We start from the raw sequence: 24,971 nt of genomic DNA, 5'->3' as shown, positions 1-24,971 counted from the left end.
ACGGCATGGCAGGGTGACATCCGTGGCAGACACTTCTGAACCGGTGAGCGTCGCGGCGCACGACCTGCGCGAAATCGGCACTGACAAGGGCGCTTTGCGCTACTACGACACCGGTGGATCCCATTCGGGTCCTGCGCTGCTGTTCCTGCACGGCTCCGGTCCCGGTGTCACCGGCTGGCGCAACTTTCGCGGGGTGCTGCCCGCTTTCGCCGCGCGGTTTCGCTGCCTGATCCTCGAGTTCCCCGGCTTCGGGGTCAGCGACGACTTCGGCGGCCATCCGATGGTGACCGCCTTCGGCACGGTCGCGCCCTTCCTGGACAAGCTCGGCGTCGACAAGGTGCACATCGTCGGCAACTCGATGGGCGGTGGCGTCGGCATCAACTTCGCGACCCACAGTCCGGACCGGGTCGATCGGCTGGTGACCATCGGCGGGATCGGCACCAATATCTTCAGCCCCAGCCCCAGCGAAGGGATTCGGCTGCTGCAGGAATTCGTCGAAGACCCCACGCGGCAGCGGCTGGTCGACTGGCTCAAGTCGATGGTCTACGACCAGGCGCTGGTCACCGACGAGCTGATCGAGGAACGCTGGCAGCTGGCCACCGACGACGGCACCCTGGCCGCGGCGCGCCGCATGTACGGCAAGGCGGCATTCGCCGGGATGAACGCCGCGCTGAACGCCTCCGACCGGCCGCTGCCGTGGGCGACGATGCACAAGCTCACCGCGCCGACCCTGCTGACCTGGGGCCGCGACGACAGGGTGAGCCCGCCGGACATGGCGCTGATCCCGATGCGCACCATTCCCAACGCGGAGCTGCACATCTTCCCCAACTCCGGGCACTGGGCGATGATCGAGGCCAAGGCGGCGTTCGAAAGCACCGTCCTGGCGTTCCTGTCCCGCGGCTAGCTAGTCGCCGCATCGAGCGCGATCACGTCGGCGCCCTCGTCGGCGAACCGCTCGCAGTGCACCCGGCCGGTCCCCTTCGCGGCGCCAGTGACCACGACGACCTTGTCCCGCAATCCCGTCATCATTCGATTAGATCGAAGCCGCGGTAGCCGGCACCGGCGACCTCGGCGCAGATGTCGTTGTACGTCGCGAAGCCCCCGGTGAACAGCATGAAGCCGCGCGGCTTGCCCGGCACGTTGGCGCCCATGTACCAGGAGTTCGCCTTGGTGAACAGCGTCGTCTCGGCGCGGCGGGCGCATTCGGCGCCCCACCCGTCCACGCTGTCCACGGTGGCTTCCAGGGCGGCGTACCCGTTCAGGTCGAGGAAGGCGATGGCGTCGGCGATCCAATTCACCTGGGCCTCGGCGTGCAGCACCATGTTCGCCAGGACGGCGGGTGCCCCCGGGCCCGACACCAAGAACAGGTTGGGGAAGCCGTCGACGCCGAGCCCCAGATACGTGCGGGGGCCGTGCGCCCAATCCTCGCGCAGGGCGGTGCCGTGCCGGCCGACGATGTCGATCTTGCCCAGCGCCCCGGTCAACGCGTCGAAACCCGTTGCCAGCACGATCATGTCGACGTCGTGGTGGGCTTCGCTGCCATCGATGCCGGCGGTGGTGATCCCGGTGGCATCGACGGATCGGATCGGGGTGGCCCGCACGCTGATCAGCGACACGTTCGGCCGGTTGAAGGTCTGAAAGTAGTTGCTGTCGGTGCAGATTCGCTTGGTGCCGATCGGGTGGTCGGTGGGAATCAGCAGGTCGGCGACGGCCGGATCGTCGATGACTGCCCGCACCTTCTCCTCGTAGAACCTGCGGGCCTCGTCGTTGGCCTCCAGGTCGGTCATCTGGTCCGGGAACGTCTTGGAGAACAGCACCCCGCCTTGCTGCCAACGCTTTTCGAACGTCGCGCGCCGCTCCTCGGCGGTGAACTGCATCGTCGGCTTCGGCGCGGTGACGTGCGGCGAGCCGCCGCCGCTGCGCCACGACAGCGCACGGCGCTGCGCGTAACCCGCCTTGATCTCGTCGAGCTCCGCGGCGGACAGCGGCTTGTTGCCGGCCGGGACGCTGTAGTTGGGGGTGCGCTGGAACACGTAGAGATGGGCGGCGGACTCGGCGATGACCGGAATCGACTGAATGCCCGACGATCCGGTGCCGATGACCGCCACCCGCTTGCCGCGGAAGTCGACGGGCCGGTGCGGCCACCTCGCGGTGTGGTGGATTTCGCCGGCGAAGGTGTCCAGGCCGGGGAAGTCCGGGGTCAGCGCGTCCGACAGCGGGCCGGTCGCCATCACCACGAAGCGTGCCGAAAAACGTTGTCCCGCATCGGTGGTGACGGTCCAGCGCAGCGTCGCCTCATCGAGGTGCACCGAGGCCACGCGGGTGCGCAGCGCGATGTCGCAGCGCAGGTCGAGCTTGTCGGCGACCCAGTTCAGGTACGCCAGGATCTCGGCCTGGGTGGCATACCGTTCGGTCCAGTTCCATTCCTGCTGGAGTTCGTCGGAGAACGAGTAGCAGTAGTCGACGCTCTCGACGTCGCAGCGCGCGCCCGGATACCGGTTGTGGTACCAGGTGCCGCCCAGCTCGGGCGCGGCCTCCAGCACCCGCACCGACAGGCCCTGGCCGCGCAGTTTGTGCAGGGCGTACAGGCCGGCGAACCCCGCGCCGACCACGACGACGTCGAGGGACGCTGCGCCGGGCTCACTCACAAGCAATCACCGTAGGGCCTTGGCCCGCGCGGACCGCGCCGCCTCCCGGTGACCGGACGCTTGCGGTGAGTCTTCCCGGCCACCGGGCGTGCGGGCCCGCCGCCCGGTGGCCATCGCCCGACAATCGGCTCATGCCCGACGCCACACGCCTTGAGGTCGAGCTGGACGGCCGGCGGCACCGGTTGGGCTGGCCTCCCGGACAAACGCTGGTCGAGACGCTGCTCGACGCGGGTATCGCTGTGCCCCATTCCTGCCGCGAGGGTCGGTGCGGCTCGTGCGTGGCGACCGTGGCCGCTGGGCGGGTGGACATGGCGCCGTGCGACGTCCTGGACGCGGCGGATCTCGAGGACGGCCTGATACTCGCCTGCCAGGCGAGGGCGGCCGGCGTCGAGGTTCACGTCGAATTTTGACGCCGATGGCGTCCGCTCATCGGGATTTCCTTTGGGACCGGCGCCGACTGCGGTAGACCATTACTGAGCCCACACACGTAAGGACGATGACATGAGCGAGCGGGTACTTGACCGGGTCGTCGAGATGGCCGACCAATTGCGCGAGCAGGCGCCCACGGCCGAGCAGATCGGCCGGCTTACCGACGACACCGTCAAGCTGATGAAGGGCGCCGGGTTGATCCGGATGCTGCAGACCAAGCAGTACCAGGGCTTCGAGGTGCACCCCCGCGAGTTCGCCGAGACGACGATGGCCACCGCGGCACTGGATCCGGCGGCCGGCTGGATCGTCGGCGTCGTCGGCGTGCACCCCTACCAATTGGCCTACGCGGATCCGAAAGTCGCCGCCGAAATCTGGGCCGACGACGTCGACACCTGGATGGCCTCCCCCTACGCGCCGCAGGGCGTGGCCAAACCGGTCGACGGTGGATACCTCTTCAACGGCCGCTGGCAGTTCAGCTCGGGCACCGACCACTGCGACTGGATCATCCTGGGCGCCATGCTCGGCGACGAGAAGGGCATCCCGCTGATGCCGCCGCAGATGCTGCACATGATCTTGCCGCGCAAGGACTACGAGATCGTCGACGATTCGTGGAATGTGGTGGGGCTGCGCGGAACCGGCTCCAAGGACGTGATCGTCAAGGACGCGTTCGTGCCGAGCTACCGGACCATGGACGCGACCAAGGTGATGGACGGCACCGCCCAGCGCGAGGCCGGGATGACCGAACCGCTCTACCTGATGCCGTGGTCGACGATGTTCCCGCTGGGCATCTCCGCGGCCACCATCGGCATCGCCGAGGGCGCGCTCGCCGCGCATCTGGACTATCAGCGCGAGCGCGTCGGCGCCACCGGGACCGCGATCAAGGACGACCCCTACGTCATGCACGCGATCGGCGAGGCGGCCGCCGACATCAACGCCGCGCGCCAGGAACTGCTGGCCAACGCCGACCGCATCTACGACATGGTCGCCGCCGGCAAGGAGGTGTCGTTCGCCGATCGCGCTGCCGGGCGCCGCACGCAGGTGCGCGCGGTGTGGCGCGCGGTGTCGGCGGTCGACGAGATCTTCGCCCGCTCGGGCGGCAACGCGGCGCGGATGGACAAACCGCTGCAACGATATTGGCGCGACGTGCACGTCGGCCAGATGCACGCCATCCACGTGCCCGGCACCACCTACCACGCGTCGGCGCTGAGTTCGATCGGCATCGACCCGCCCGAGGGTCCGCTGCGGGCCCTGATCTAGGAGCAGACGTGAGCGACCTGAAAAGCCTTGGCTACATCACCATTTCGACCAACGACATCGACCGCTGGCGGCAGTTCGCCTTCGGCGTGCTGGGGTTCGCCGAGGGTAAGGGCCCCGATCCGTCGGCGCTGTATCTGCGGATGGACGAACGGGCGGCCCGGCTCATCGTGGTGCCCGGAGAGTCCGACCGGGTGCTGACCGTCGGCTGGGAGGTGCGCGACCACCCGGCCCTGCAGCGAGTGCAGGTCACCCTGGACGGCGCCGGCGTGGCCTACAAGCAGCTGTCCCCCGACGAGGCCGAGGCGCGCCGCGTCGAAGAGGTGATCACGTTCGAGGATCCCGCCGGCACCACGCTGGAGGTGTTTCACGGCGCGGTGCTCGACCACAGCCCGGTCGTCACGCCGTTCGGCGCGCGATTCGTCACCGGCGACCAGGGCTTGGGGCACGTGGTGGTGCCGGCCACCGACCCCAACGGGCTGTTCGACTTCTACACCGAGGTCCTGGGGTTCCGGGCCCGCGGCGCCTTCCGGGTGCCGCTGCCCAAAGAGTTTGGGCCGGTGCGGGTTCGGTTCCTCGGGATCAACGAGCGCCACCACAGCCTGGCGATCGTGCCGGCCGCACATCAGCGCGACCCGCGCCTGGTCCACATCATGGTGGAGGTCGACAGCCTCGACGCCGTCGGGCGGGCGCTGGACCGGGTCAACGCCGAGGGATTCCAGCTCTCGTCCACCCTGGGCCGGCACACCAACGACAAGATGGTCTCGTTCTACGTCCGCGCACCCGGTGACTGGGACATCGAGTTCGGTACCGACGGGATGCGGGTCGACGAAACCTATTACACCGCAGAGGAAATCACCGCCGACAGCTACTGGGGCCACCAGTGGGTCGGCGAAATGCCCGCGGCCATGCGGCTGTGACGCCCGAATCGGACGTGACGCCGCTCGCGGCGTCCTCGATCGCCTCGTGGGATGACGAGGCCGACGTCGTCATCGCCGGCTACGGGGTCGCCGGCGCGGCCGCGGCGGTGGAGGCGGCCCGGTCCGGCGCCGACGTCCTGGTGCTCGAGCGCACCGGCTCGTGGGGCGGCGCTGCGTCGATGGCCGGCGGCTTCATCTACCTCGGCGGCGGCACACCGATCCAAAAGGCCTGCGGTTTCACCGATTCCGTCGACAACATGGCGGCGTTCCTCAACGTGGCGATGGGCCCCGGCGCCGACGAGCAGCGGATCGCCGACTACTGCGCCGGCAGCGTCGCCCACTTCGAGTGGCTGGTCGGCTGCGGCGTGCCGTTCAAGGCGGAGTTCTTCTCCGAGCCCGGTTGGGAGCCGATGGGCGATCAGGGGCTGATGTACAGCGGCGGCGAAAACTCCTTCCCGTTCAACACCATCACCTCCCCCGCCCCGCGCGGGCACGTGCCGCAGATGCAGAACAAGAAGCAGGGTGAGGCCAGTGCCGGCTACATGCTGATGAAGCCCATCGTCGAAACAGCCACCGCCGCAGGCGCACGCGCGCTCTACGACGTGCGGGTGCAGCGACTGATCACCGAATCCGACGGCCGGGTGGTCGGCATCCGCGCCCGCCGGTACGGCACCGAGATGAGCATCCGGGCGCGCACCGGTGTGGTGCTGGCGACGGGCAGCTTCGCCTACAACGACGCGATGGTGGCGCGCTATGCGCCGCGGATCGCCGGGCGCCCGGCCGCCTCGATCGAGCAGCACGACGGGCAGGCGATCCGGATGGCGCAGGCGCTGGGCGCCGACCTGGCGCACATGGACGCCACCGAGGTCGCGATCTTCATCGACCCGCAGCAACTGGTTCGGGGCATCCTGGTCAACGGCCGCGGGCAGCGCTACGTCGCCGAGGACACCTACCCGGGCAGGATCGGCCAGCTGACCCTCTATCACCAGGACAACGTCGCCTACCTGATCATCGACGGCGACGCCCAGGAGGAGGCGATGGCCTCGTGGTCGCCGAAGTTCATGCTGCGCCCGGCGACCTGGGTGGCCGACACCGTCGCCGACCTAGAACGCGACATGGGACTGCCGCCGGGGTCGCTGCAGGCGACGGTCGCGGCGTACAACGAGGGCGCCGCGCGCGGCGAGGATCCGCTGCTGCACAAGAAGCCGGAGTGGATCAAGCCGATCGGCTCCCCCGTCGGCGCGGTGGATTTGCGGGAGAACACCGGCGGTTTCACCCTGGGCGGACTGGCCACCACGCTGGACGCCGAGGTGCTGCACGTCAGCGGCGCGCCCATCCCGGGGCTCTTCGCCGCGGGCCGGTGCACCGCCGGGCTGGCCGCCTGGGGTTACGCCAGCGGCGTCTCGCTGGGTGACGGCAGCTTCTACGGCCGCCGGGCCGGCCGGTCGGCCGCCAAGGGCTGAGTCGCCCCTTTATCGCGAGCGTGACCGCACCGCGATCCGCGGCGTGGTCACCTCGCGCGCCCCACCGATGGTGTGTGACAGCGACCACACCGGTGTGATAGAACTATATTCCTAATAGGAATATTCCAGCCAGGAGGTTCAGTGTCCGCGCCCGCCGAAACCCCCACCGCGGTCATCGACCGCATCTCGCTCGTCCTGGACGCGTTCGACGGCCCGGGCCGGCTGACGCTGGCCCAGATCGTCCGGCGCACCGGCCTGCCGCGTTCGTCGGCGCACCGGATGCTCGAGCGCCTGGTGCAGCTGCGCTGGCTGCGCCGCAGCGGCCGCGACTACGAGCTCGGCATGCGCCTTGTCGAGCTGGGATCGCTGGCCGTGCATCAGGACCGACTGGTGCGCGCTGCCGCTCCCTTGCTGGGCGAATTGCACCGGGCCACAGGGCTTGTCGTGCACCTCGCGGTGCTGGACGGCCCCGACGTGGTCTACCTCGACAAGGTCGGCGACTCGCCGCTTACGCCGATGCCCACGCGGGTGGGCAGCCGTCAGCCCGCTCATTGCACGGCCGTCGGGAAGGCGATCCTGGCCTACCGCGACGAGGACGCGCCGGTGGACCTGCGGGTGCGAAAGACGAAGTACTCGATCGCCACCGGTTCGCAGCTGGCCGTCGAGTTGTCCCGGGTGCGCGCGCACGGCGTCGCCTTCGAGCGCGAGGAATCGCTGCCCGGATTCGGATGCGTGGCGGCGCCCATCGGCGATCCCGGTGAAGCCGTCGCGGCGGTGTCGGTGTGCGGTCCGATGAATCGGATGACGTTCGACCAACGACTGATCGCCCCGGTTCGGATGACCGCGATGGGCATCTGGCGGCACGCCGAGGACGGCCCGCACCGCGTCGCGCCCACCCTGCAGCCCTTGCGTCCGCTGCGTTTCCCGCGCCCCGCGTTGCAGTACGCGTGAGCCTCGACCCCCAGATCGCCGCGATCATCGGGCAACTGGATGGCGGCTTCCCACCGGTTCAGGAGATGAGCGGCGCCGAGGCCCGGGCGCTCATCCGGTCCAGGGTGGTGCCGGCGGCGCAGCCCGAACCCGTCGCCGAGGTCGCCGATCGCTGCGTCGACGGTCCGGGCGGACCGATCCCGGTGCGCGTATACCGACCGGAGGCCCTGGGGCCCCTGCCCATCGTGGTGTACGCGCACGGCGGCGGTTTTGTGTTCTGCGACCTGGACAGCCACGACGGTCTCTGCCGCAGCATCACCAATCTTGTTCCCGCCGTTGTTGTTTCGGTCGACTACCGGCTGGCTCCGGAGAATCCCTGGCCGGCGGCCGCCGAGGACGTCTACGCCGTGACGTGCTGGGCCCACGCCAACGCCGCCGCGCTCGGGGCCGACCCCGGGCGTCTGGTCGTGGGCGGTGACAGCGCCGGGGGCAACCTGGCCGCGGTGACCGCGATCATGGCTCGCGACCGCGGCGGCCCGGCGCTTGCGAGTCAACTGCTGCTCTACCCGGTGATCGCCGCCGATTTCGACACCGAGTCCTACCGGCTGTTCGGCCAGGGCTACTACAACCCGAAGCCGGCGCTGCAGTGGTACTGGGATTGCTACGTGCCATCGCTCGAGGACCGCGCGCACCCCTACGCCGCCCCGCGCAACGCCGACCTGAGAGGGCTTCCGCCCGCCGTGCTGGTGGTCGCCGGCCATGATCCGCTGCGCGACGAGGGATTGGCGTACGGCGCAGCGCTGGCCGCGGCCGGCGTGCCGACCAGCCAACTGCGTTACGACGGCGGAATCCACGGGTTCATGACGATGCCGATGCTCGACATCGCACACCGGGCGCGCAAGGAGACGGCCGCGGCGCTCACCGAGCTGCTGCGCCGGTAGGTTCCCGGTGGCCGGGAGCCGACGACGCCACATGCTCAAGATGCCATACGGTCGGCTCATGGCCGACGGCGAAGTCTTCGTGATCGACCGGGTTGTGACCCGCCCCGGGTGCGCCCAGCGATTCGTGGACACGTACCTCGCCGAATACGCGCCCGGAGCGCGCGAACGGGGCATGACCTTGCGCAACGTCCTGGTGAGCCCACCGATCTGGTTGGACGACGACGTCAACGTCGTCACAGCGACCTGGACGCTGCCCGGTGCGCGGGCGTGGTGGGAGATGACGTGGCAGGGTCGATCGGACCCGGCGCTGGGCGAATGGTGGTCGCGGATCGGCGAATTGGTGACCGAGCGGTCGAGGTCCTTCGCCGCGGCTGCCGATGACGTCGACGGACTGTGCGATGTATAGCGTCACGCGCCTGATCGACGTCGCCGAGCCCGATCGCGACCGGATCCTCGGCGAGTTACGCGGCGCCGCGACCGCGGCGGCGTCCCGGCCATGGGTCGTGGAGCCGACGCTGCCCGCCTCGCGCAACGGGGGCGATATTCTCATGCGGCTGCGCTTCGCCTCGAAGGATCAATGGGATCGCGCGGCAATGCGTTTCGCCGAGATCCTGGACGACCCCGCGGTCAGCCGGGTGAACGGCGCGGCCTATTCCGGGACGCCCGTGCGCACCGGCGACAAGCCTGGAACCGTGTACCGAGCGCTGCTCTTAAGCGTGACGGCGGGCACCGACGGGGACACCGTTGCCCGGTTCGAGGCCGACCTGCAACTGATGCCCCGGTACGTGCACACCATCACCGACTGGCAGCTGAGCAGGGTCGACGAGGCGACCGGTGTCTCGGCGTGGAGCCATGTGTTCGAACAACTCTTCACCGACACGGACGGGTTGATGGGGCCCTACCTGATGCATCCGATCCACTGGGCGGTGGTGGACCGTTGGTTCGACCCCGAATGCCCCGACGTCATCGTGCGCGATCGCGTCTGCCACAGTTTCTGCCAGAGCGACGCAGCCGTTCTTCGGCTCGACGGATAGGTCAGGCGATGCGGTACTCGATTCGGTTCGAGCGAGCATGCGCAGCGCCGCATCACATCCCCGCCGAAGCGATATTCGGATTGGCGGTCGCCGGCGGCTCTAACGGGGGCAGCAATTCGGTGCCGTCCAGGCTATGCACCGGTAGACGTTGCGACCACGGGTAATGCAGGCTGAATGCGACCAAGCCGGTGCGCTCGGCAGCCGGCAAATGACACATCGCCAGCACGGTCTCGGCCAAATACTCGACCGGTTCGGTCGGGAACGTATCCGGAATCAGCTGCGCGGCACCGGGTGTGCGGACCGCGGTCGACGGGCCGACGCAATTCACGGCAATGTTGGCGTCGAGGAGCTCGGCAGCCACACCCTGCGTGAAGCGGTGCAGCGCCGCCTTGCATGACGCGTAGATGACGTCGCCGGATGTCTTGTTGTATTCGCGATAGGGACGCACCGGTGCCACTCCGGTCACCGAGCCGATGTTGACGATCCATCCGGCGCCTTGCCTACGCATGTGCGGGACAGCGGCTTTGGTCAACACAAACGGTGTCCGCAGGTAGTGCTCCACGGTGCGGTCAAAGGTGTCCAGGCTCATGTCCTCGACCACCGAGTAGTCGGCGAAACCGGCGTTGTTGACCAGGATGTCGATGCGGCCGGTCCGGTCGAGGACCGCGTCGACCAAGGCGTCGCGTTGCGCGGGGTCCTCCAGGTCGCCCGCAATGCCGAAGGCCGACCCCCCGGCGGCCTCGATCAGCCCCACCGTTTCGCCGATGGTGCCGGGCAGGGCGGCGGTCATACCGGCCCGCATCGACAAAGAAGGGGCGTGCGAACGGGCCGTCACCGCCACCGTGGCACCCTCGGCCGCCAGCCGCTGCGCGACGGCACGGCCGATACCTCGGCTGCTACCCGTAACCAAAGCCGTTCTGCCGCAGAGCAGCCCGTCGCTCATCGAAGCTCGAGATCCTCTTCGACCGGGGCGCGGTGGTCGTGCCAAAAATCGATGAGGCGGTACGGGAAGGCGATCACGATCCGGCCGCCCGAGCGATAGTAGGTGTGGGCCGATGGCGTGTGGCGCCATACGGTACCGGCCATGGTCGCATCGATGCCGTCCACGTAATCTTCGTAGGCGCGTTGCGTCACCTCCAGGCTGGCGGCCTCGCGCAGCGCCATCAACTGCAGGCATTCCATCACGTAGTGCACCATCACCTCGACGCCGAAGTTATGGCCGGCCCCGTGACCCGGGCTGTAGTTGGGTGCCGAGGAAATGAACATGTTGGGGAATCCGGAAACCATCCCGCCGCGGTAGGCCCTGGGAGCGTCGCCCCACTCGTCGGTCAGCTTCTTGCCGTCTCGGCCCCGGATATCCACCGTGGAAAGGAAATCCAGGTAGTAGCCGGTGGCGTAGATGATCACGTCGAGGTCTATTTGTCTGCCGTCTTCCGTCACGATCCCGGCCTCGTTGACCCGGGCCGGCTCACTGGCCTCGACGTCCACGTGCCCGCGGGCGAGCGCCGCGTAGTAACCGCCGGGATCACGGATGATCCGCTTGCCGTACGGAGCGAAGTCGGGCGTGAGCTTGCGGGCGAGCTCGCTTCCCGCGCCGAACGTGCGATCGATGTAATCGAGGCACATCTGCAGCAACACGTCGTTGGCCGGCGAAATCGACAGATGCTCGGCAGCCCAGTCCTCGTCATGCAGGATCACCGGATAGTTGTTGTCCGATGTCCCCCAATACGACTTGAGCCGAATCCAATTGGCGTAGTACGGCAACCGGGTTCCTAGCCACCGTCGGTAGGCCGGAACATCGTCGGACGTCCGCCGTCGCGGCGCGACCCAGTGCGGCTGCCGTTGAAACACCGTCATGTGCGCGACTTGGTCCACGCACGCGTCGACGATCTGGACCGCGGTGCAGCCTGCCCCGATGATCGCGACCCTCTTGCCCGTGAGATCGAGCTCGGGATCCCACCGCGCCGAATGGATGGAAGTTCCCGAAAAGGTCTCGCGGCCAGGCAGATCCGGCCAGCGCGGCCGGTTGAGATACCCGGCGGCCGGAATCACCACATTCGCATAACTGACGTCGCGGTTTCCGTCTGGGCCGACCGACCGGATCTGCCACTGCCGGCGCCGCTCCTCCCACCACAGCGCTTCGACCGTCGTACCGAACCGGGTGTGTGTGCGGAGATCGTTCTTGTCGGCTACCGAAACCAGGTAGGCCTGGTACTCCGCGCCCTGCGGGTAGTAGCTCGACCAGTCACCGTTGATGTCGCGCGACAGTGAGTAATACGCCGACGGTGTATCCACGCCGATACCGGGATACCTTGTGGTGTACCAGGTCCCGCCCACCTCGTCGTTGCGCTCAATGATCTGGTAGTCGATGCCGGCGTCGGCACACGCGAGGGCGGCGGTTATCCCTGCGATGCCCGCGCCAATGATGACAACCCGGAAGTCGGCGGGGAGTTTTGCGGTGCGCGGCAGCACCGGTTGCGAAGGCTGGAATCCGCCCTGTTCCAGCAGCAGTCCGAGGTACTCGGGGGCGACCTCTCCCCCGAGCGCGATGGGGGCGATGCGGGCGAACAGGTCGCGGTCGTCGGCGGGTACCGCGTCCGCCCGGCGCGGCTCCCGCAGTGCCGTGACGATCTCCTCGATGAGCTGCGCGGCCGTCTCCGGATCGGTGACGCCGGCTTGCTCCGGCGGGTCGGGCACATGGGCGATTTTGGATCCGAAGCGCGTGGCGACGGCCGGATCACCGGTCAGCTGCGCCAGAACGGCGACCAGAACGCCGGGGTCCGCCTGGCGCAGGTTTGCCCGAAGCTCGTCGACTTCATCGGGATCCGCGCCCGCCCATCCGGCGGTTTCAGTGACGGGGACACCAGTGCTCATGGCGACGAGTATCGGCGCGATTCCCGACCGTGGGCAGCGCTTGTCTACTCAGCGGGACACGCGCGACCCGCGAACCGGCGTTGGCGCTTACCGTGACCGACATGCAGTCCGATGACCTCGACGTCATGATCGAACGGGCGCGTCGCCACGGGCTCGGCGACATTCCCCGGCGATCGGCCCGCCGGCATCCGGACAAGATCGCGATCATCGACGACGGTGTCACGCTGACATTTGCCGAATTCGACAGTCTGGTAGACCGGGCCGCGGCAGCGTTGCACGACAGCGGTTTTGGTCCCGGCGGCCGATTAGGACTCTTATCACGCAACTGCTGGCAGTACGCCGTGCTGGCCTTCGCGACGGCGCGCGCCGGAGTGGTCTTGGTGCCGATCAACTTCATGCTGACCGCCGAGGAGATCGCTTACATCCTCGGCCACAGTCGGGTCGGCGGCGTGGTGGTCGAGGCGGATTTGACCGCGAGGGCCGACGAAGCGATGCGGCGCGGCGGTGTGGTCAGGACCAAAGTCGCCCTGGTGCCGAGGGGACACCAGGGCGTACCCGGGTGGGCCGATTTCGCCGGATGGCTGACCACCGACTCACCGGCCCCGAACCCGCACATCGACGACGACCAGCCGGTGCGGCTGATGTACACCAGCGGAACCGAATCCCGTCCCAAGGCCGCCATCCACACCAGCCGTAGCCTGATGTGGCAGTACGTCAGCACGATCGTCGCCGGCGAGATGTCGCACGACGACGTCGAGATCCATTCGCTGCCGCTGTATCACTGCGCGCAGCTGGACAACTTCCTGGCCACCGACCTCTACCTCGGCGCCACGAGCATCATCCTGCCGCGGCCCGAGCCCGAGGCGGTCCTGCGCACGATCGAGCGCTACCGCGTCACCAACTATTTCGCTCCCCCGACGGTGTGGATCTCGCTACTGCGCTCACCGGTGTTCGATCAGGTGGATTTGTCCAGCCTGCGCAAGGGCTATTACGGCGCCTCGGCAATGCCGGTGGAAATCCTGCACGAGATCCGCGAGCGGCTGCCCCACCTGCGGCTGTGGAACTTCTACGGACAGACCGAGATGGCGCCGCTGGCCTCCGCCCTCGGACCCGACGAGCAGGACGCGCACGCCGGTTCGGCCGGCAGGCCGGTGCTCAATGTGGAAACCACCATCCTCGATGACGACGACGTCCCCGTCGCCGCCGGCGTGGTCGGCGAGATCGCCCACCGCAGCCCGCATTTGGCGCTGGGCTACCTCGACGACCCGGAACGCACCGCCGAGGCCTTCAAGGGCGGCTGGTTTCACTCCGGGGACCTGGGTTACTACGACGAACACGGACTGCTGCACGTCGTCGACCGCAAGAAGGACATGATCAAGACCGGTGGCGAGAACGTGGCCGGCCGGGAGGTAGAGGAGATCATCTACCGCCACAACGGTGTTGAAGAAGTCGCGGTGTTCGGCCTGCCCCATCCGGTGTGGGTGGAGGCGGTGGTGGCCGCCGTCGTCCCGCGCGACGGCGCCGTTCTCACCGAGGACGACCTACTCGCTCACTGCCGCGAGCACCTGGCCGGATTCAAGACCCCCAAACGCGTCTTCTTCGTGGACGCCCTGCCGAAGAACCCCAGCGGAAAACTGCTCAAGCGCCTACTGCGGGAGCGCTTCAGTCTCGAACAGCACGCCTTCAGTTGATCTCGAACCAAGCAGTGCTCACTAGAGTTGCCGGCATGAGCTCACGTCTGGATACCGCCACCCCGGGGACGCGCTGATGGCACTCCACCGTTTGGTGCCACCCGTCAGCGCCGACGCCGCGGCGACCGATGAGTTGCGCAACGAGGTGCGCGACTTCCTTGCCGACCAGTTGGCCGCCGGCGCGTTCACCCCGTCGGTCGACGCCTGGCTGACGGGCTGGGACGAAAACTTCACCGCCGCCCTCGCGGCCCGCGGTTGGCTGGGCATGACGGTGCCGGCCGAATATGGTGGCCACGGGCGCTCGTTCCTGGAACGGTTCGTCGTCACCGAGGAACTCCTGGCCGCCGGGGCACCCGTGGCGGCGCACTGGATCGCCGATCGCCAGATCGTGCCCTCGCTCCTCAAATACGGTACGGAACACCAGAAGTCGGAATTCCTGCCGCGAATCGTGCGCGGGGAATGCTTCTTCGGCATCGGGATGAGCGAGCCGGACTCGGGCTCCGATCTGGCCAGCGTGCGCACCCGCGCGACCCGCGCCGACGGCGGCTGGTCACTGACCGGCACCAAGGTGTGGACGTCGGGCGCCCACCTCGCGCACGCGTTCATCGCCCTGGCCCGCACCGCGCCGGTGGACCCGGCGAACCGGCACGCGGGACTGAGCCAGTTCATCGTCGACCTGCGCGGCCCCGGCATCGAGATCCGTCCGATCGTGTCGATGAACGGCGCCCACCACTTCAACGAGGTGATCCTGGATTCGGCATTCGTCACCGACGCCATGGTCTTCGGCGATATCGGCAACGGCTGGCAGCAGGTGACTTCCGAGCTCGCGTTCGAACGCAGCGGACCCGAGCGGTTCCTGTCCACGTTCGTGCTGTTGGCGGCGTGCGCCGATCGCATGGCGGCGAACACCATCCCCCGCGACCCCACGCTGGGCCGCCTGGTCGCGCGCATCGCCGGCTTACATCAGATGTCCGCCGCGGTGGCCGGCGCGCTGGAACGGCACGAACCCGCAGACCTCCCGGCCGCGGTCGTCAAGGTGCTGGGCACCACCACCGAAGGCGACATCGCGGAATTCTCCGACCAGCAGGACTCGCCGGACTCGGCCTTCTCCGACCTGATGAATGCGGCCGTGGATCAGCGGCCCGGCTTCACGCTGCGCGGCGGCACCAACGAAGTCCTGCGTGGCGTGCTCGCGCGCGGGTTGGGCATGCGATGAGCACCGGGCCCTCCGTTGACGGCGCCCTCGTCGAAATGATGGACGCGGTTTTCTCCGATTACCGCGAAACCCACCCGCCCGCGGCGACGATCGAGCGCGACCCCGCCCTGTGGCGGCACCTCGACGAGCTCGGGCTGGTGCGCTTGACCGGTCCGGAACAGCACGGCGGCAGTGGCGCGACCTGGTACGAAGCCGCCGAACTCGTGAGCGCGGCCGCCAGCCACGGCGTCCGAATCCCGTTGGCCGAGCACGACTTATTGGCCTGCTGGCTGCTGGACGCGACGGGGCTTCCCGTCGACGACGCGGTTCGGACCGTGTGCGTGCTCGACAAGCGGGGCGGCGCGACCGCCGCGCCCTGGGCCGCTTCCGCCGATCGGATCGCGGTCGTGTGGCGAGCCGAGGGCGGGCACCGGGTCGCCGACGTCGCCACCGAGCAGCTCACCATCACGCCGGGCAGCAACCTGATCGGCGAGCCGCGCGACACGGTGTCCGCCGATCTGGCTGGTCTGCACGGGGTTCCGGTCACCGCGGCCCGGCTCACCCAGCTACGGCTGAAAGCCGCCCTGGTGCGATCTATCCAAGTGACCGCCGCCCTGGATCGGATCCTGGCGCTGTGCATCGACCACGCGGCCGCGCGGATTCAGTTCGGCCGCCCGCTGTCCAGCTTCCAGGCCGTACAGAACTTGATCTCCGATATCGCCGCCGAGGCCGCGCTCGCCCGGGCGGCGACCGAGGCCGCACTGCACGCCGGGATCGTCAGTCAATGGTCGGCGCTCAACTTGGAGTTCCTTGTGGCGGTGGCGCGTTCGTGCGCCGGCCATGCGGCCTCGGTGGTGGTGCGCAACGCCCATCAAGTGCACGGCGCGATCGGCACCACCCGTGAGCACCGATTGCACGAGTTCACCCGCGCGGCGCTGGCGTGGCGCTCGGAGTTCGGCTCGGTGCGGTATTGGGACGAGCGGGTCACCGACGCGGCGATGCACGCGAGCGCCGGAGCCCTGTGGGACCTGATCACCGGCTGAGTCCCAGACCCGTGTTCCACTGACCGGGCATCCGCGCTGTTACCGTGCCACACCCGGAGTTGACTGGCGGGATGAGCGAGGACATCACGCTGCCGGAATTGCAGGAATTCATCGCATCCTTCTGGTACCACTACGACGAGGCCCACTACGACGAGCTGGCCGCCAGTTACGCCGAAGATGTGCGCTACCTGACCCGAAGCGATTCCGGCGCAAGCCCTTTCGAAGAGCTGATGTCACCGGAGCTCCAGGGCCGCGACGCGGTGATGGAATGGCTGTCCGAGCACCGCGAGCAAAGCCCCTACCCGCTGCGGCACCACGCCACCAACGTCCACCGCACCGGCTCCGACGGCTCCGATGACGGGGCCACCCGCGCGCGGTTCTACATCTTCGTCAACCAGATCGCGAACTTCGTGCCGTTCGCGGTGTCCAGTGGGACGGTCAACGTCGGCGTCAAGCGCGGCGCCAATGGCCTGGAGTTCACCGAGATGGACGTTGTCCTCGACGCCACCAATTCGGTCCTGCTCTCGCAGCTGCACGCCGAAAGCGGCGCCGGCGCATCGTGATGGACGCTCGACAAGCGTTCGGCGGCGGGGTCGCGGTCATCACCGGCGCCGGGTCCGGCATCGGTGCCGGGCTGGCCCGGTACGCCAGCCGGCTGGGGATGACGGTGGTATTGGCCGACGTCGACGAAGCGGCCGTCGCGGCGCTGCGCGACGAGTTGTCCGCGGCCGGTGGCGTGGCACACGACGTCGTCTGCGACGTGCGCGATCCCGATGCCCTCCGCGACCTCGCCGACCGCGCCTACCGCGACGTCGGACCGGTGCGCCTGCTGGTCAACAACGCTGGCATCGAGCAGTTCGGCTACCTGTGGGACACGCCGGTGGCCAACTGGCAGCGCATCATCGACATCAACGTCAGCGGCGTGTTCTACGGTGTGCGTGCCTTTCTGCCGAAAATGGTGGCCACCGACGAGCAGGCCTGGGTGTGGAACATCGCGTCAGTGGGCGCAGTGGTGGCGATCCCCTTGCAGGCGCCCTACATCGTGAGCAAGCACGCGGTGCTGTCGCTGACCGAGTGCCTGCACCTCGAGGTGCGGGCCACCGGGCACCACCATCACATCCACGTCCAGGCAGTGCTGCCCGGACCTGTGCGCTCGAACATCTTCGAGTCCGCGGGCGGCGTCGAACCGGGCGAGGCCGGCGACGCGGCCGCCGCCGAAGCCCAACGTTCGACCATGCTCGGCATCAAGGCGGCGGCCATGGATCCGTTGGAAGCCGCCGAAATGATCTTCGGCCAGTCCGCCGCGGGCCGCTTCTACCTGCACACCCACCCGGACAGCGTCGGTGCGGCGATGGCCGAGCGCGCGAATGTCCTAGCCGCGCAACAGCCTCCACAACTACGGGCCGAGACGCGGTTCGAGTCCGCGCCGCAGTGACGTGACGACGACATGACCCCGTATGCAATGGATCCCGACGCGGCCGCGCGGGTCGCCTCGTTCGGCGAGATCGCTCCGATGCGGCAACGGGGCCTGGCCGCGGTACGCGCCGGGCTCGAATCCGCGCCGCCGCCCGAGGCAATGCCCGAGATGGCCCGCGTCACCGAGGTTCTCATCCCCGGCGCGCCGGATGACATCCCGCTCAGGATCTATTGTCCGACACAGGAATCCGGTAGCCCGGTGTTGATCTACCTGCACGGTGGCGGACTGGTCATGGGCTCCAACCGCTCATTCGAACCCTTGGCGCGTGAGCTCGCCGCCGCGGCCGCGGCGACCGTCGTGGCCGTCGACTACCGGCTGGCCCCCGAGGCACCGCCCCCCGCCCAGTTCGACGATGCCTATGCGGCCACCGAGTGGGTGTCGCGCAACGCGGGTGAATTGGGCGTCGACGCTGATCGGCTCGCTGTCGTCGGCGACAGCGCGGGCGGCTCGCTGGCGGCGGCGGTCGCACTGGCCGCGCGGGATCGCCACGGACCGGCCATCTTTGCGCAGGTGCTGCTGTATCCCGGACTGGACCGCGACATGTCCGTTGCCTCGGTCGCTGCGATGCCCGATGCACCGCTGCTCGCCCACGACGATATCGACTACATGCACACGCTGGTTGATGGCGACGCCGGACCACCCACGGATCCGTATCAGATCCCGGCGTATGCGGCCGATCTCTCGGGCCTACCGCCCGCGATCGTGGTCACCGGGGGTTGCGACCCGATCCGGGATTGGGGTGAGCGCTACGCCGACCGGCTACGAGACGCCGACGTGCAGACCACCGTCACCCGCTATCCCGGGATGTACCACGGCTTTCTGATGCGATCCGATGCCACCGCGCGGGGCCGGCTGGCCATCGCGGAGGTCGGGGCGCTGCTGCGCGCCAAGTTCGCGCACCCGCTTCGGTTTGACGTCCCGATCACCGGACAGCGGTCGACCGTATCGCGGTGACGCTGCGCACAATCAACCAACCTTGAACCGCAAAGGAGACCGCTGATGCTCACCGACGAGCGCCGGATGGAGCTTTCCGACGTGCTGCGGCCGGCCGCCCCGCCCCGCGAAATCGACCACGTCTACACCGACGACCAGCGCGAGCGGCTTCTCGACGTCGTGCGCACCCAGGGGCCGTGGAAGCTGATCATCGCCCAACATTTCGCGTCCGCCGACGAATTGATGGCGACGATGAGCGGCATGTTTCCCGACGGGTTCACCCCGTCGCTGGATTTGTTCCTGACCCCGACCTTCCGCGGCTACCTCGCCAACTACGGCGCGGTGCTCTACCCACAACTGCACGACTGCTTCTACAACGAGCGTTTCCTCGACATGGCCAAGAGCTACTGGAACGCCGAGTACGCCAAGCCAGAGTTGATGCTGTTCAACATCAACGGCCCGTGCGCGAATCGCGACCCCGGCCACCTGGATTCGCCGAGCTTTCGCGGTGTGCGGCACGAAAATGCCCCGACGTGGCTTACCAGCGTCATGGGCAAATCCGGGCTGTTCCGCGATTACCTGATCAAAATGGCGCAGGTCATCACCTGGTTCTCGCTTGACGCCGGCAGCGGCTTCACCTACTGGCCGCAGGGGCCGCTCAGGGCGCCGCAACGCATCCTGCCCCCGATCAACAACCGCGGCGTGGTGGTGCAGAACGAGATGATGGTGCATCGCGGCGAGGCGAATGGCCCACTGGACCAACAGATTCCGGCCGGCCTGGCGTTCGACACCGTGTTCGCCGGAGACCCTGCAAGCCGCGAGCATTGGCTGCTGAAAAACGGTGACGACGTGATCGCCCGTCACCACACCGACGAACTCCGATTTCTGGTGCACTGGTCGGCCGAGGTCTTCTCCGACTACGACGAACTCAAGAAGAACATGGACGGCTCCGAAGACCTGACCGTCGACAAGGCCATCGACATCATGGTCGACGACCTCAAGGGCAAGGGCATCAACCTCGACATCCCGAGCGAACCCCTGCACGATCCCGCGTTCATCGGCGCGCTGAACGCCGCCTACGACCTGGGCGGCCCGGCCACCTACCCGGAGGAGGCCCCAATCAGCGCGTTCCAGCTGACGTGACGGAAAGGTCTGCACCGATGGTTCGTTTCGCCGATCGGCGGGTCATCGTCACCGGAGCCGGCTCCGGCATCGGACAAGCCACCGTCGCCCGACTGCTCGACGAGGGGGCCACCGTCGTCGCCTACGACATCGCCCCCGACGGCTTGGCGCGCACGGCGGCCGCCGCCGACGACGCGGGCACCGGCACACGTCTGAGCACCGCCGTCCTGGACATCTCCGACGAGGACGCCGTCACCGCCGCGGTCGACACAGCGGTGATCGGACTCGGCGGGCTCGACGCGCTCGTCAACGCGGCCGCCATCCAGCGTTGCGCCAACACCCACGAACACACATTGGCCGACTGGAACGCCACCATCGCGGTCAATCTGACGGGCACCTTCCTGATGACCCGCCAGGCGCTGCCGGCGCTACTGGAATCCGGGCGGGGCGTGGTGGTGAACTTCACCTCCACCGCAGCGTCATTCGCACACCCGTACATGGCGGCCTACGCGGCCAGCAAGGGTGGAGTGTTGTCGTTCACGCACTCGTTGGCCCTCGAGTACTCCAAACAAGGGTTGCGGGCGGTCAACATTCAGCCGGGCGGGGTCGCGACCGCGCTCGCGATGAGTACGCTGGACAAGATGCCACAGGGATATGACCTCGGGCTGTGGGCCAAGCAGACACCGCTGCTGCACGGGACAGAGAACGAGATCCTGGGCGACCCGAGTTCGGTCGCCGCGGTGATCGCCATGGTCGCTTCCGACGACGGCGCATTCATCACCGGCACCGAGATCCGTATCGACGGCGGCGCGCACGCCTGACATGGTTGCTGATCGATTGCAGGCTCTCTGCGACGAGCGTGACGTGCAACGCGCGCTGATCCGGTTCGCCCGGGCCATGGACGACCGCGATTGGGCGGCGACGGCCGAAATCCTTGCCGAGGATGCGCAAGGGGACCTCGGGACGGGCCGGCTGCAGGGACGCACGGCGATCATCGAACTGATTCGCCAGTACCTCGACAGATGCGGTCCCACCCAGCACCTCTTGGGCAACGTCATCGTCGACGTCACGGGAGACAGCGCAGTCAGTCGCGCGTATATCCGCGATGTGCACTTGAACTCGACGGCTGACCCGACGAAGCGGTTCTACACCATCGGCGACTACCACGACACCTGGCGGCGCCGACCCGATGGATCATGGTGCTTGACGGAGCGGGTCAAGATCAACCGCGCTCACGTCGGACCAATGGAGATATTCGGCGACTGACCGGTTCCGCTGTGCGCCTGAGACTTTCAAGTCCCGATCGGAACGCCGTCGTCGACCATCGCCAGGGCGCCGTGTCGCACCGCGTCGACTATCGACTCGCTCAGCGCCGAGCATGCCACGAACACGCCGCGACTGCCGGGCACCGAAATCTGTTGCGCCTCGGCACGTTCAGCGCATTGGGCCGTTGCCTCGGCGTTCCACTGCACGCTGGTCTGGTTCCAGCTGCTCTTGCGTGCCAGCACCCGCGCACCACAGTTGCGGCACGTCACCGGCACCATCGGCATCTCGTCGAGCCGATTGTCCTCGCGCAGGGACGATTTCAAAGACATCAGGCCTGAGCCGCCATGTTGGCCTCGACCTCTTTCATCCACGCCTCGTAGGGGCGGGTAGTGTCGAGCTCGAATTCGAAGCGGTCCACCATATCCGCCTGCACGTCGGCGGCGTCGACATAGAACTGCTGATACCAGCGGCGCAGCTGGTAGACCGGGCCGTCCTCCTCGACCAGCAGTGGGTTGTCGATGCGGGCCTTGTGTCGCCAGATCTCGACGTCCTGCTCGAAGCCGAGTTTGACGTAGTCGCCAAGGGTGATCGCGGTCTGCATGGCCTGATCGTCGGGCAGCGTATCCGATTTCTTCACGATGATGCCGTATTGCAGCACAAAGGAATTCGAGTCGATCGGATAGTGGCAATTGATGAGGATGGTCTTGGCGTCGCCATGCTCGTAGTGATACGTCAGGTCGTCAATCATGAACGAGGGGCCATAGTAGGACGCCACCGACGTCGTCCCCAACATCTGCGATCCGGTGCCACCCATGTCGGGTCGGCTTCCACCGTTCATGTATTGCGTGGCCACGTGGCCCTCGAAGATGTTCTTGAAGTACGTCGGCAGCGAGCCGTGAATGTAGAAGAAATGCGCCATATCGACGACGTTGTCGATGATTTCGCGGCAATTGCTCCCCACCACCGTGGTGTACCAGTGCCAGTCGGTCCACTGGTCGCTGGTGGCTCCCTCGATGCGCGGGATCGTCACCTCCGATGGCGGCGGTTTGCGCTCGGGGTCATTCCAGACGAACAACATGCCGTCCTGCTCCAGCGTGGTCCAGGCTTGGGTGCGGGCCAGTTTGGGGGTGCGCCGGCTGTAGGGCACCTGCTTGCACCGCCCGTCGCCGCCCCACCGCCAGTCGTGGAACGGACAGGCGATCTCGTCGCCCTTGACCTCCCCCTGGGACAGGTCACCCCCCATGTGGCGGCAATAGCTGTCGAGCACATTGATGTTGCCGTCACCGCCCCGGAAGACGACGAGTTTCTGCCCGAAGGCGTTGATCGCGTGGGGCTTGCCGTCCCCGAAATCCCTGAGCAGGCCCAGGCAGTGCCAGCCGCGGGCGAACCGCGTCGGCGCGGCCTGCGCTTCTATCAGACGAACCTCGTCGGCCTCGATGTGCGACGTCATACGCCTGATTAAACTCGCTGCGGCCCGTTCGCGGGACCCCTTGTTCCACTGATCAGGACGGCTATTCCTGCCCGGCGACGTCACGGCCTACCGTTGCCGACGTGAGGACGCACAGCGCGACGATTCCCGCCGGACTTCCCGTGGCCGACGCATGCGTTGACCTGCTCGTCGTCGGCTCCGGTACCGGCATGGCCGCGGCGCTGGCGGCGCACGAGTTGGGGCTGTCGGTGTTGATCGTGGAGAAATCGTCGTACGTGGGCGGATCGACCGCCCGGTCCGGCGGCGCGCTGTGGCTGCCGGCCAGCCCGGTGCTGACGGAGGCGAACGCGGGCGACACCGCGGAGCGCGCCGGTGCCTACCTAGACGCGGTGGTCGCGGGCTCGGCGCCCGCGCAGCGGTCCGCCGCGTTCGTGGCACACGTGGCCGCGACGGTCGACATGCTGCGCCGCACGACACCGCTGCGGCTGTTTTGGGCCCGCGATTACTCCGATTACCACCCCGAGGAACCGGGCGGCAGCGCCGCGGGCCGCACCTGCGAATGCCGCCCCTTCGACACCTCGCTGCTCGGCGAGTACCGCACCCGCTTGGAGCCCGGCCTGATGGAAGTCACCGTTCCGATGCCCACGACGGGCGCCGACTATCGCTGGATGAACCTGGTGACCCGCATGCCACGCAAGGGAATTCCGACCTACGGCAAGCGGCTGGCGCAGGGCGTGGGCGGCCGGATGGTGGGCCGGCGTTACGCCGCGGGCGGACAAGGCTTGATGGCCGGGCTGTTCACCGGGGTGCTGCGCGCCGGCATCCCGGTGTGGACGGGCACCGCACTGGCGCGCCTCGCCCGCGATGGCGACCGCGTAACCGGCGCCGTCGTCGAGCACGACGGCCACGAGGTGACCATCACCGCGCGGCGCGGCGTGGTGCTTGCCACCGGCGGTTTCGACCACAGCATGGACATGCGCTGGAAGTTCCAATCCGAATCGTTGGGCGCCCACCTCAGCCTCGGCACGACCGCCAACACCGGCGACGGGATCCGCGCGGGACAGGAAATCGGGGCCGGCATCGATCTGATGGATCAGGCGTGGTGGTTTCCGGCCGTCGCGCCGTTGCCGGGCAAGGCGCCGGTGGTGATGCTGGCCGAGCGCTCGCTGCCGGGGTGCCTGATCGTGGATCAGCATGGGCGCCGGTTCGCCAACGAAGCGACGGACTACATGTCGTTCGGGCAGCGATTGCTGGAGCTGGAGCGCTCGGGTAGTCCGGTGGAGGCGATGTGGATCGTCTTCGATCAGCAGTATCGCAACAGTTACGTCTTTGGCGCCGAACTCTTTCCGCGGATGCGCATCCCGCAGGGGTGGTATGACGCCGGCATCGCGGCGCGCGCGGACAACCTCACCGACCTGGCTGCCCGGATCGGCGTTGACGTGTCGGAGTTCTTCGCGACCATGACCCGATTCAACCAAAACGCTTCCGCCGGTGAGGATCCCGACTTCGGCCGCGGACGCAGCGCCTACGATCGCTACTACGGGGACCCGACCAACAAGCCGAACCCGAACCTGCGTCCGCTGGTCAACGGCCCGTTTTACGCGGTGAAAATGGTGCTGTCCGATCTGGGCACCTGCGGTGGGCTGCGGACCGACGAGCGGGCGCGGGTGTTGCGCGAGGACGGCGGGGCGATCGCGGGGTTGTACGCGATCGGCAACACCGCCGCCAACGCGTTCGGCGCGACGTATCCGGGTGCGGGCGCGACGATTGCGCAGGGGTTGGTGTACGGCTACATCGCGGCCAAGGAGGCGGCGCGGGACCCGGCCGTCGCGAGCGCGGGGGTCACTCCTCCCCCGGGCCCGCCCCCTCGTCGTCGTCTCCATCGCGGAGCAGTTTCTCGGGATGATGAAAGCTATTGAGGCGCGGCTGGCCCCGGTCGAGTTCGGGCGGCGGTCTCCATTCGGTGTCGCCGCGGGCGGTTTTGCGGGTGGTCCAGCCGCCGGGTTTGAGCAGTCGGTGATGCGGGCCGCAGGCGAAGGTGAGGTCGTTACCGTCGGTGGTGTGGCACGCGGCGTAGTCGGTGACGTGGTGGACTTCGCAATAGTAACCGGGCACGGTGCAGCCCGGGTGTGAGCAGCCGCGGTCCTTGGCGTACAAGACTATTCGCTGCCCGGGTGAGGCCAGGCGTTTGGTGTGATAGAGCGCCAGCGCCTTGCCCTTGTCGAAGATCGCCAGGTAGTGATGGGCGTGGCGGGCCAGGCGGATCACGTCGCTCATCGGCAAGATGGTGCCCCCGCCGGTCAGGCCGCGCCCGGCGGCGGC

The 24,971-nt window shown here is 68.0% G+C and carries 25 protein-coding genes and 1 pseudogene; 19 read left to right on the top strand and 7 right to left on the bottom strand.

Annotated features, from left to right (window positions below; genetic code table 11):
• Window positions 1–22 precede the first annotated feature (22 nt).
• Window positions 23–904 carry an alpha/beta fold hydrolase gene (locus AC5Y5B_RS17475; RefSeq protein ID WP_500006016.1) on the top strand — a complete coding sequence of 294 codons (882 nt, stop codon included), beginning with the start codon at window positions 23–25 and terminating at the stop codon, window positions 902–904.
• Between the two features lie 8 nt (window positions 905–912).
• On the opposite strand, the pseudogene AC5Y5B_RS17470 reads toward AC5Y5B_RS17475, so the two are convergent.
• Together AC5Y5B_RS17470 and AC5Y5B_RS17465 are read right to left on the bottom strand one after the other, a co-directional pair.
• Window positions 913–1,026, bottom strand: a pseudogene (locus AC5Y5B_RS17470) (SDR family NAD(P)-dependent oxidoreductase); the annotation flags it as partial.
• Complete coding sequence (locus AC5Y5B_RS17465) at window positions 1,026–2,648, bottom strand: flavin-containing monooxygenase (protein WP_500006015.1); 1,623 nt, start codon at window positions 2,646–2,648, stop codon at window positions 1,026–1,028. The gene AC5Y5B_RS17465 and the pseudogene AC5Y5B_RS17470, both read right to left, overlap by 1 nt.
• Before the next feature lie 131 nt (window positions 2,649–2,779).
• Here AC5Y5B_RS17465 and AC5Y5B_RS17460 point away from each other — a divergent pair, with 131 nt between their 5' ends.
• The 8 genes from AC5Y5B_RS17460 to AC5Y5B_RS17425 all read left to right on the top strand — a co-directional run bounded on the left by AC5Y5B_RS17460 (window position 2,780) and on the right by AC5Y5B_RS17425 (window position 9,619).
• Window positions 2,780–3,058, top strand: a complete 279-nt coding sequence (locus AC5Y5B_RS17460) for a 2Fe-2S iron-sulfur cluster-binding protein (protein WP_112633296.1) — start codon at window positions 2,780–2,782, stop codon at window positions 3,056–3,058.
• Between the two features lie 91 nt (window positions 3,059–3,149).
• Complete coding sequence (locus AC5Y5B_RS17455; protein ID WP_112633295.1) at window positions 3,150–4,334, top strand: acyl-CoA dehydrogenase family protein; 1,185 nt, start codon at window positions 3,150–3,152, stop codon at window positions 4,332–4,334.
• A gap of 8 nt (window positions 4,335–4,342) precedes the next feature.
• Window positions 4,343–5,251: a biphenyl-2,3-diol 1,2-dioxygenase gene (gene bphC / locus AC5Y5B_RS17450; protein WP_500006014.1), complete on the top strand. Its 909-nt coding sequence runs from the start codon at window positions 4,343–4,345 to the stop codon at window positions 5,249–5,251.
• Entirely contained in the window at window positions 5,248–6,714 is a 1,467-nt protein-coding gene (locus tag AC5Y5B_RS17445) for an FAD-dependent oxidoreductase (protein WP_500006013.1), read from the top strand. The genes bphC and AC5Y5B_RS17445 overlap by 4 nt, the downstream gene beginning before the upstream one ends.
• Window positions 6,715–6,855: 141 nt before the next feature.
• Window positions 6,856–7,665 (top strand): IclR family transcriptional regulator, encoded by an 810-nt coding sequence (locus AC5Y5B_RS17440; protein ID WP_112633293.1) that lies wholly within the window; start codon window positions 6,856–6,858, stop codon window positions 7,663–7,665.
• A complete protein-coding gene (gene lipP1 / locus AC5Y5B_RS17435; RefSeq protein ID WP_500006012.1) occupies window positions 7,662–8,585 on the top strand; it encodes a LipP1 family hormone-sensitive lipase in 924 nt (307 codons plus the stop codon). Before AC5Y5B_RS17440 ends, lipP1 begins: the two co-directional genes overlap by 4 nt.
• Window positions 8,586–8,643: 58 nt before the next feature.
• Entirely contained in the window at window positions 8,644–8,991 is a 348-nt protein-coding gene (locus AC5Y5B_RS17430) for a hypothetical protein (protein ID WP_500006011.1), read from the top strand.
• A complete protein-coding gene (locus AC5Y5B_RS17425; protein WP_500006010.1) occupies window positions 8,984–9,619 on the top strand; it encodes a Dabb family protein in 636 nt (211 codons plus the stop codon). Before AC5Y5B_RS17430 ends, AC5Y5B_RS17425 begins: the two co-directional genes overlap by 8 nt.
• Window positions 9,620–9,671: 52 nt before the next feature.
• Here AC5Y5B_RS17425 and AC5Y5B_RS17420 read toward each other — a convergent pair whose 3' ends face one another.
• Both AC5Y5B_RS17420 and AC5Y5B_RS17415 read right to left on the bottom strand, forming a co-directional pair.
• Window positions 9,672–10,562 (bottom strand): SDR family NAD(P)-dependent oxidoreductase, encoded by an 891-nt coding sequence (locus AC5Y5B_RS17420; protein ID WP_500006009.1) that lies wholly within the window; start codon window positions 10,560–10,562, stop codon window positions 9,672–9,674.
• On the bottom strand, window positions 10,559–12,493 hold the full coding sequence (locus AC5Y5B_RS17415) for a flavin-containing monooxygenase (RefSeq protein ID WP_500006008.1): 1,935 nt from the start codon (window positions 12,491–12,493) through the stop codon (window positions 10,559–10,561). Before AC5Y5B_RS17415 ends, AC5Y5B_RS17420 begins: the two co-directional genes overlap by 4 nt.
• A 92-nt stretch (window positions 12,494–12,585) precedes the next feature.
• On the opposite strand from AC5Y5B_RS17415, the gene AC5Y5B_RS17410 reads away from it, so the two are divergent.
• The 9 genes from AC5Y5B_RS17410 (at window position 12,586) to AC5Y5B_RS17370 (ending at window position 21,220) form a co-directional block, all read left to right on the top strand.
• Window positions 12,586–14,184: an acyl-CoA synthetase gene (locus AC5Y5B_RS17410; RefSeq protein ID WP_205869107.1), complete on the top strand. Its 1,599-nt coding sequence runs from the start codon at window positions 12,586–12,588 to the stop codon at window positions 14,182–14,184.
• 76 nt (window positions 14,185–14,260) lie between these two features.
• Window positions 14,261–15,400: an acyl-CoA dehydrogenase family protein gene (locus AC5Y5B_RS17405; protein WP_112633288.1), complete on the top strand. Its 1,140-nt coding sequence runs from the start codon at window positions 14,261–14,263 to the stop codon at window positions 15,398–15,400.
• Window positions 15,397–16,422 carry an acyl-CoA dehydrogenase family protein gene (locus tag AC5Y5B_RS17400; protein ID WP_112633287.1) on the top strand — a complete coding sequence of 342 codons (1,026 nt, stop codon included), beginning with the start codon at window positions 15,397–15,399 and terminating at the stop codon, window positions 16,420–16,422. Before AC5Y5B_RS17405 ends, AC5Y5B_RS17400 begins: the two co-directional genes overlap by 4 nt.
• Before the next feature lie 71 nt (window positions 16,423–16,493).
• On the top strand, window positions 16,494–16,985 hold the full coding sequence (locus tag AC5Y5B_RS17395; protein ID WP_500006007.1) for a nuclear transport factor 2 family protein: 492 nt from the start codon (window positions 16,494–16,496) through the stop codon (window positions 16,983–16,985).
• Window positions 16,985–17,857, top strand: coding sequence for an SDR family NAD(P)-dependent oxidoreductase (locus AC5Y5B_RS17390; RefSeq protein ID WP_112633285.1), 873 nt, complete (start codon window positions 16,985–16,987; stop codon window positions 17,855–17,857). The genes AC5Y5B_RS17395 and AC5Y5B_RS17390 overlap by 1 nt, the downstream gene beginning before the upstream one ends.
• Before the next feature lie 12 nt (window positions 17,858–17,869).
• The gene (locus tag AC5Y5B_RS17385; protein ID WP_112633284.1) at window positions 17,870–18,853 is read left to right on the top strand and encodes an alpha/beta hydrolase; all 984 of its coding nucleotides are present in this window, start codon (window positions 17,870–17,872) and stop codon (window positions 18,851–18,853) included.
• 45 nt (window positions 18,854–18,898) lie between these two features.
• Window positions 18,899–19,975 (top strand): hypothetical protein, encoded by a 1,077-nt coding sequence (locus AC5Y5B_RS17380; RefSeq protein WP_112633283.1) that lies wholly within the window; start codon window positions 18,899–18,901, stop codon window positions 19,973–19,975.
• A gap of 17 nt (window positions 19,976–19,992) precedes the next feature.
• Window positions 19,993–20,775: an SDR family NAD(P)-dependent oxidoreductase gene (locus AC5Y5B_RS17375; RefSeq protein WP_112633282.1), complete on the top strand. Its 783-nt coding sequence runs from the start codon at window positions 19,993–19,995 to the stop codon at window positions 20,773–20,775.
• A gap of 1 nt (window position 20,776) precedes the next feature.
• Complete coding sequence (locus AC5Y5B_RS17370) at window positions 20,777–21,220, top strand: nuclear transport factor 2 family protein (RefSeq protein WP_240631749.1); 444 nt, start codon at window positions 20,777–20,779, stop codon at window positions 21,218–21,220.
• A 26-nt stretch (window positions 21,221–21,246) separates the two neighbouring features.
• On the opposite strand, the gene AC5Y5B_RS17365 is transcribed toward AC5Y5B_RS17370, so the two are convergent.
• Together AC5Y5B_RS17365 and AC5Y5B_RS17360 are read right to left on the bottom strand one after the other, a co-directional pair.
• Entirely contained in the window at window positions 21,247–21,549 is a 303-nt protein-coding gene (locus AC5Y5B_RS17365) for a ferredoxin (RefSeq protein ID WP_112633281.1), read from the bottom strand.
• Entirely contained in the window at window positions 21,549–22,670 is a 1,122-nt protein-coding gene (locus tag AC5Y5B_RS17360) for a 3-ketosteroid-9-alpha-monooxygenase, oxygenase component (RefSeq protein ID WP_112633280.1), read from the bottom strand. The genes AC5Y5B_RS17365 and AC5Y5B_RS17360 overlap by 1 nt, the downstream gene beginning before the upstream one ends.
• A gap of 101 nt (window positions 22,671–22,771) precedes the next feature.
• Between AC5Y5B_RS17360 and AC5Y5B_RS17355 the strand changes: the two genes are divergently transcribed.
• Window positions 22,772–24,568: a 3-ketosteroid-delta-1-dehydrogenase gene (locus tag AC5Y5B_RS17355; protein WP_240631748.1), complete on the top strand. Its 1,797-nt coding sequence runs from the start codon at window positions 22,772–22,774 to the stop codon at window positions 24,566–24,568.
• Here AC5Y5B_RS17355 and AC5Y5B_RS17350 read toward each other — a convergent pair.
• A partial coding sequence (locus tag AC5Y5B_RS17350) for an HNH endonuclease signature motif containing protein (protein ID WP_500006006.1) occupies window positions 24,492–24,971 on the bottom strand: 480 nt, incomplete at its 5' end. The genes AC5Y5B_RS17355 and AC5Y5B_RS17350 overlap by 77 nt on opposite strands.

Source organism: Mycobacterium sp. NGS33 (assembly GCF_059812885.1).
The sequence above is the reverse complement of the archived record's forward strand: the minus strand, read 5'-3'. Positions and strand labels throughout refer to the sequence as shown.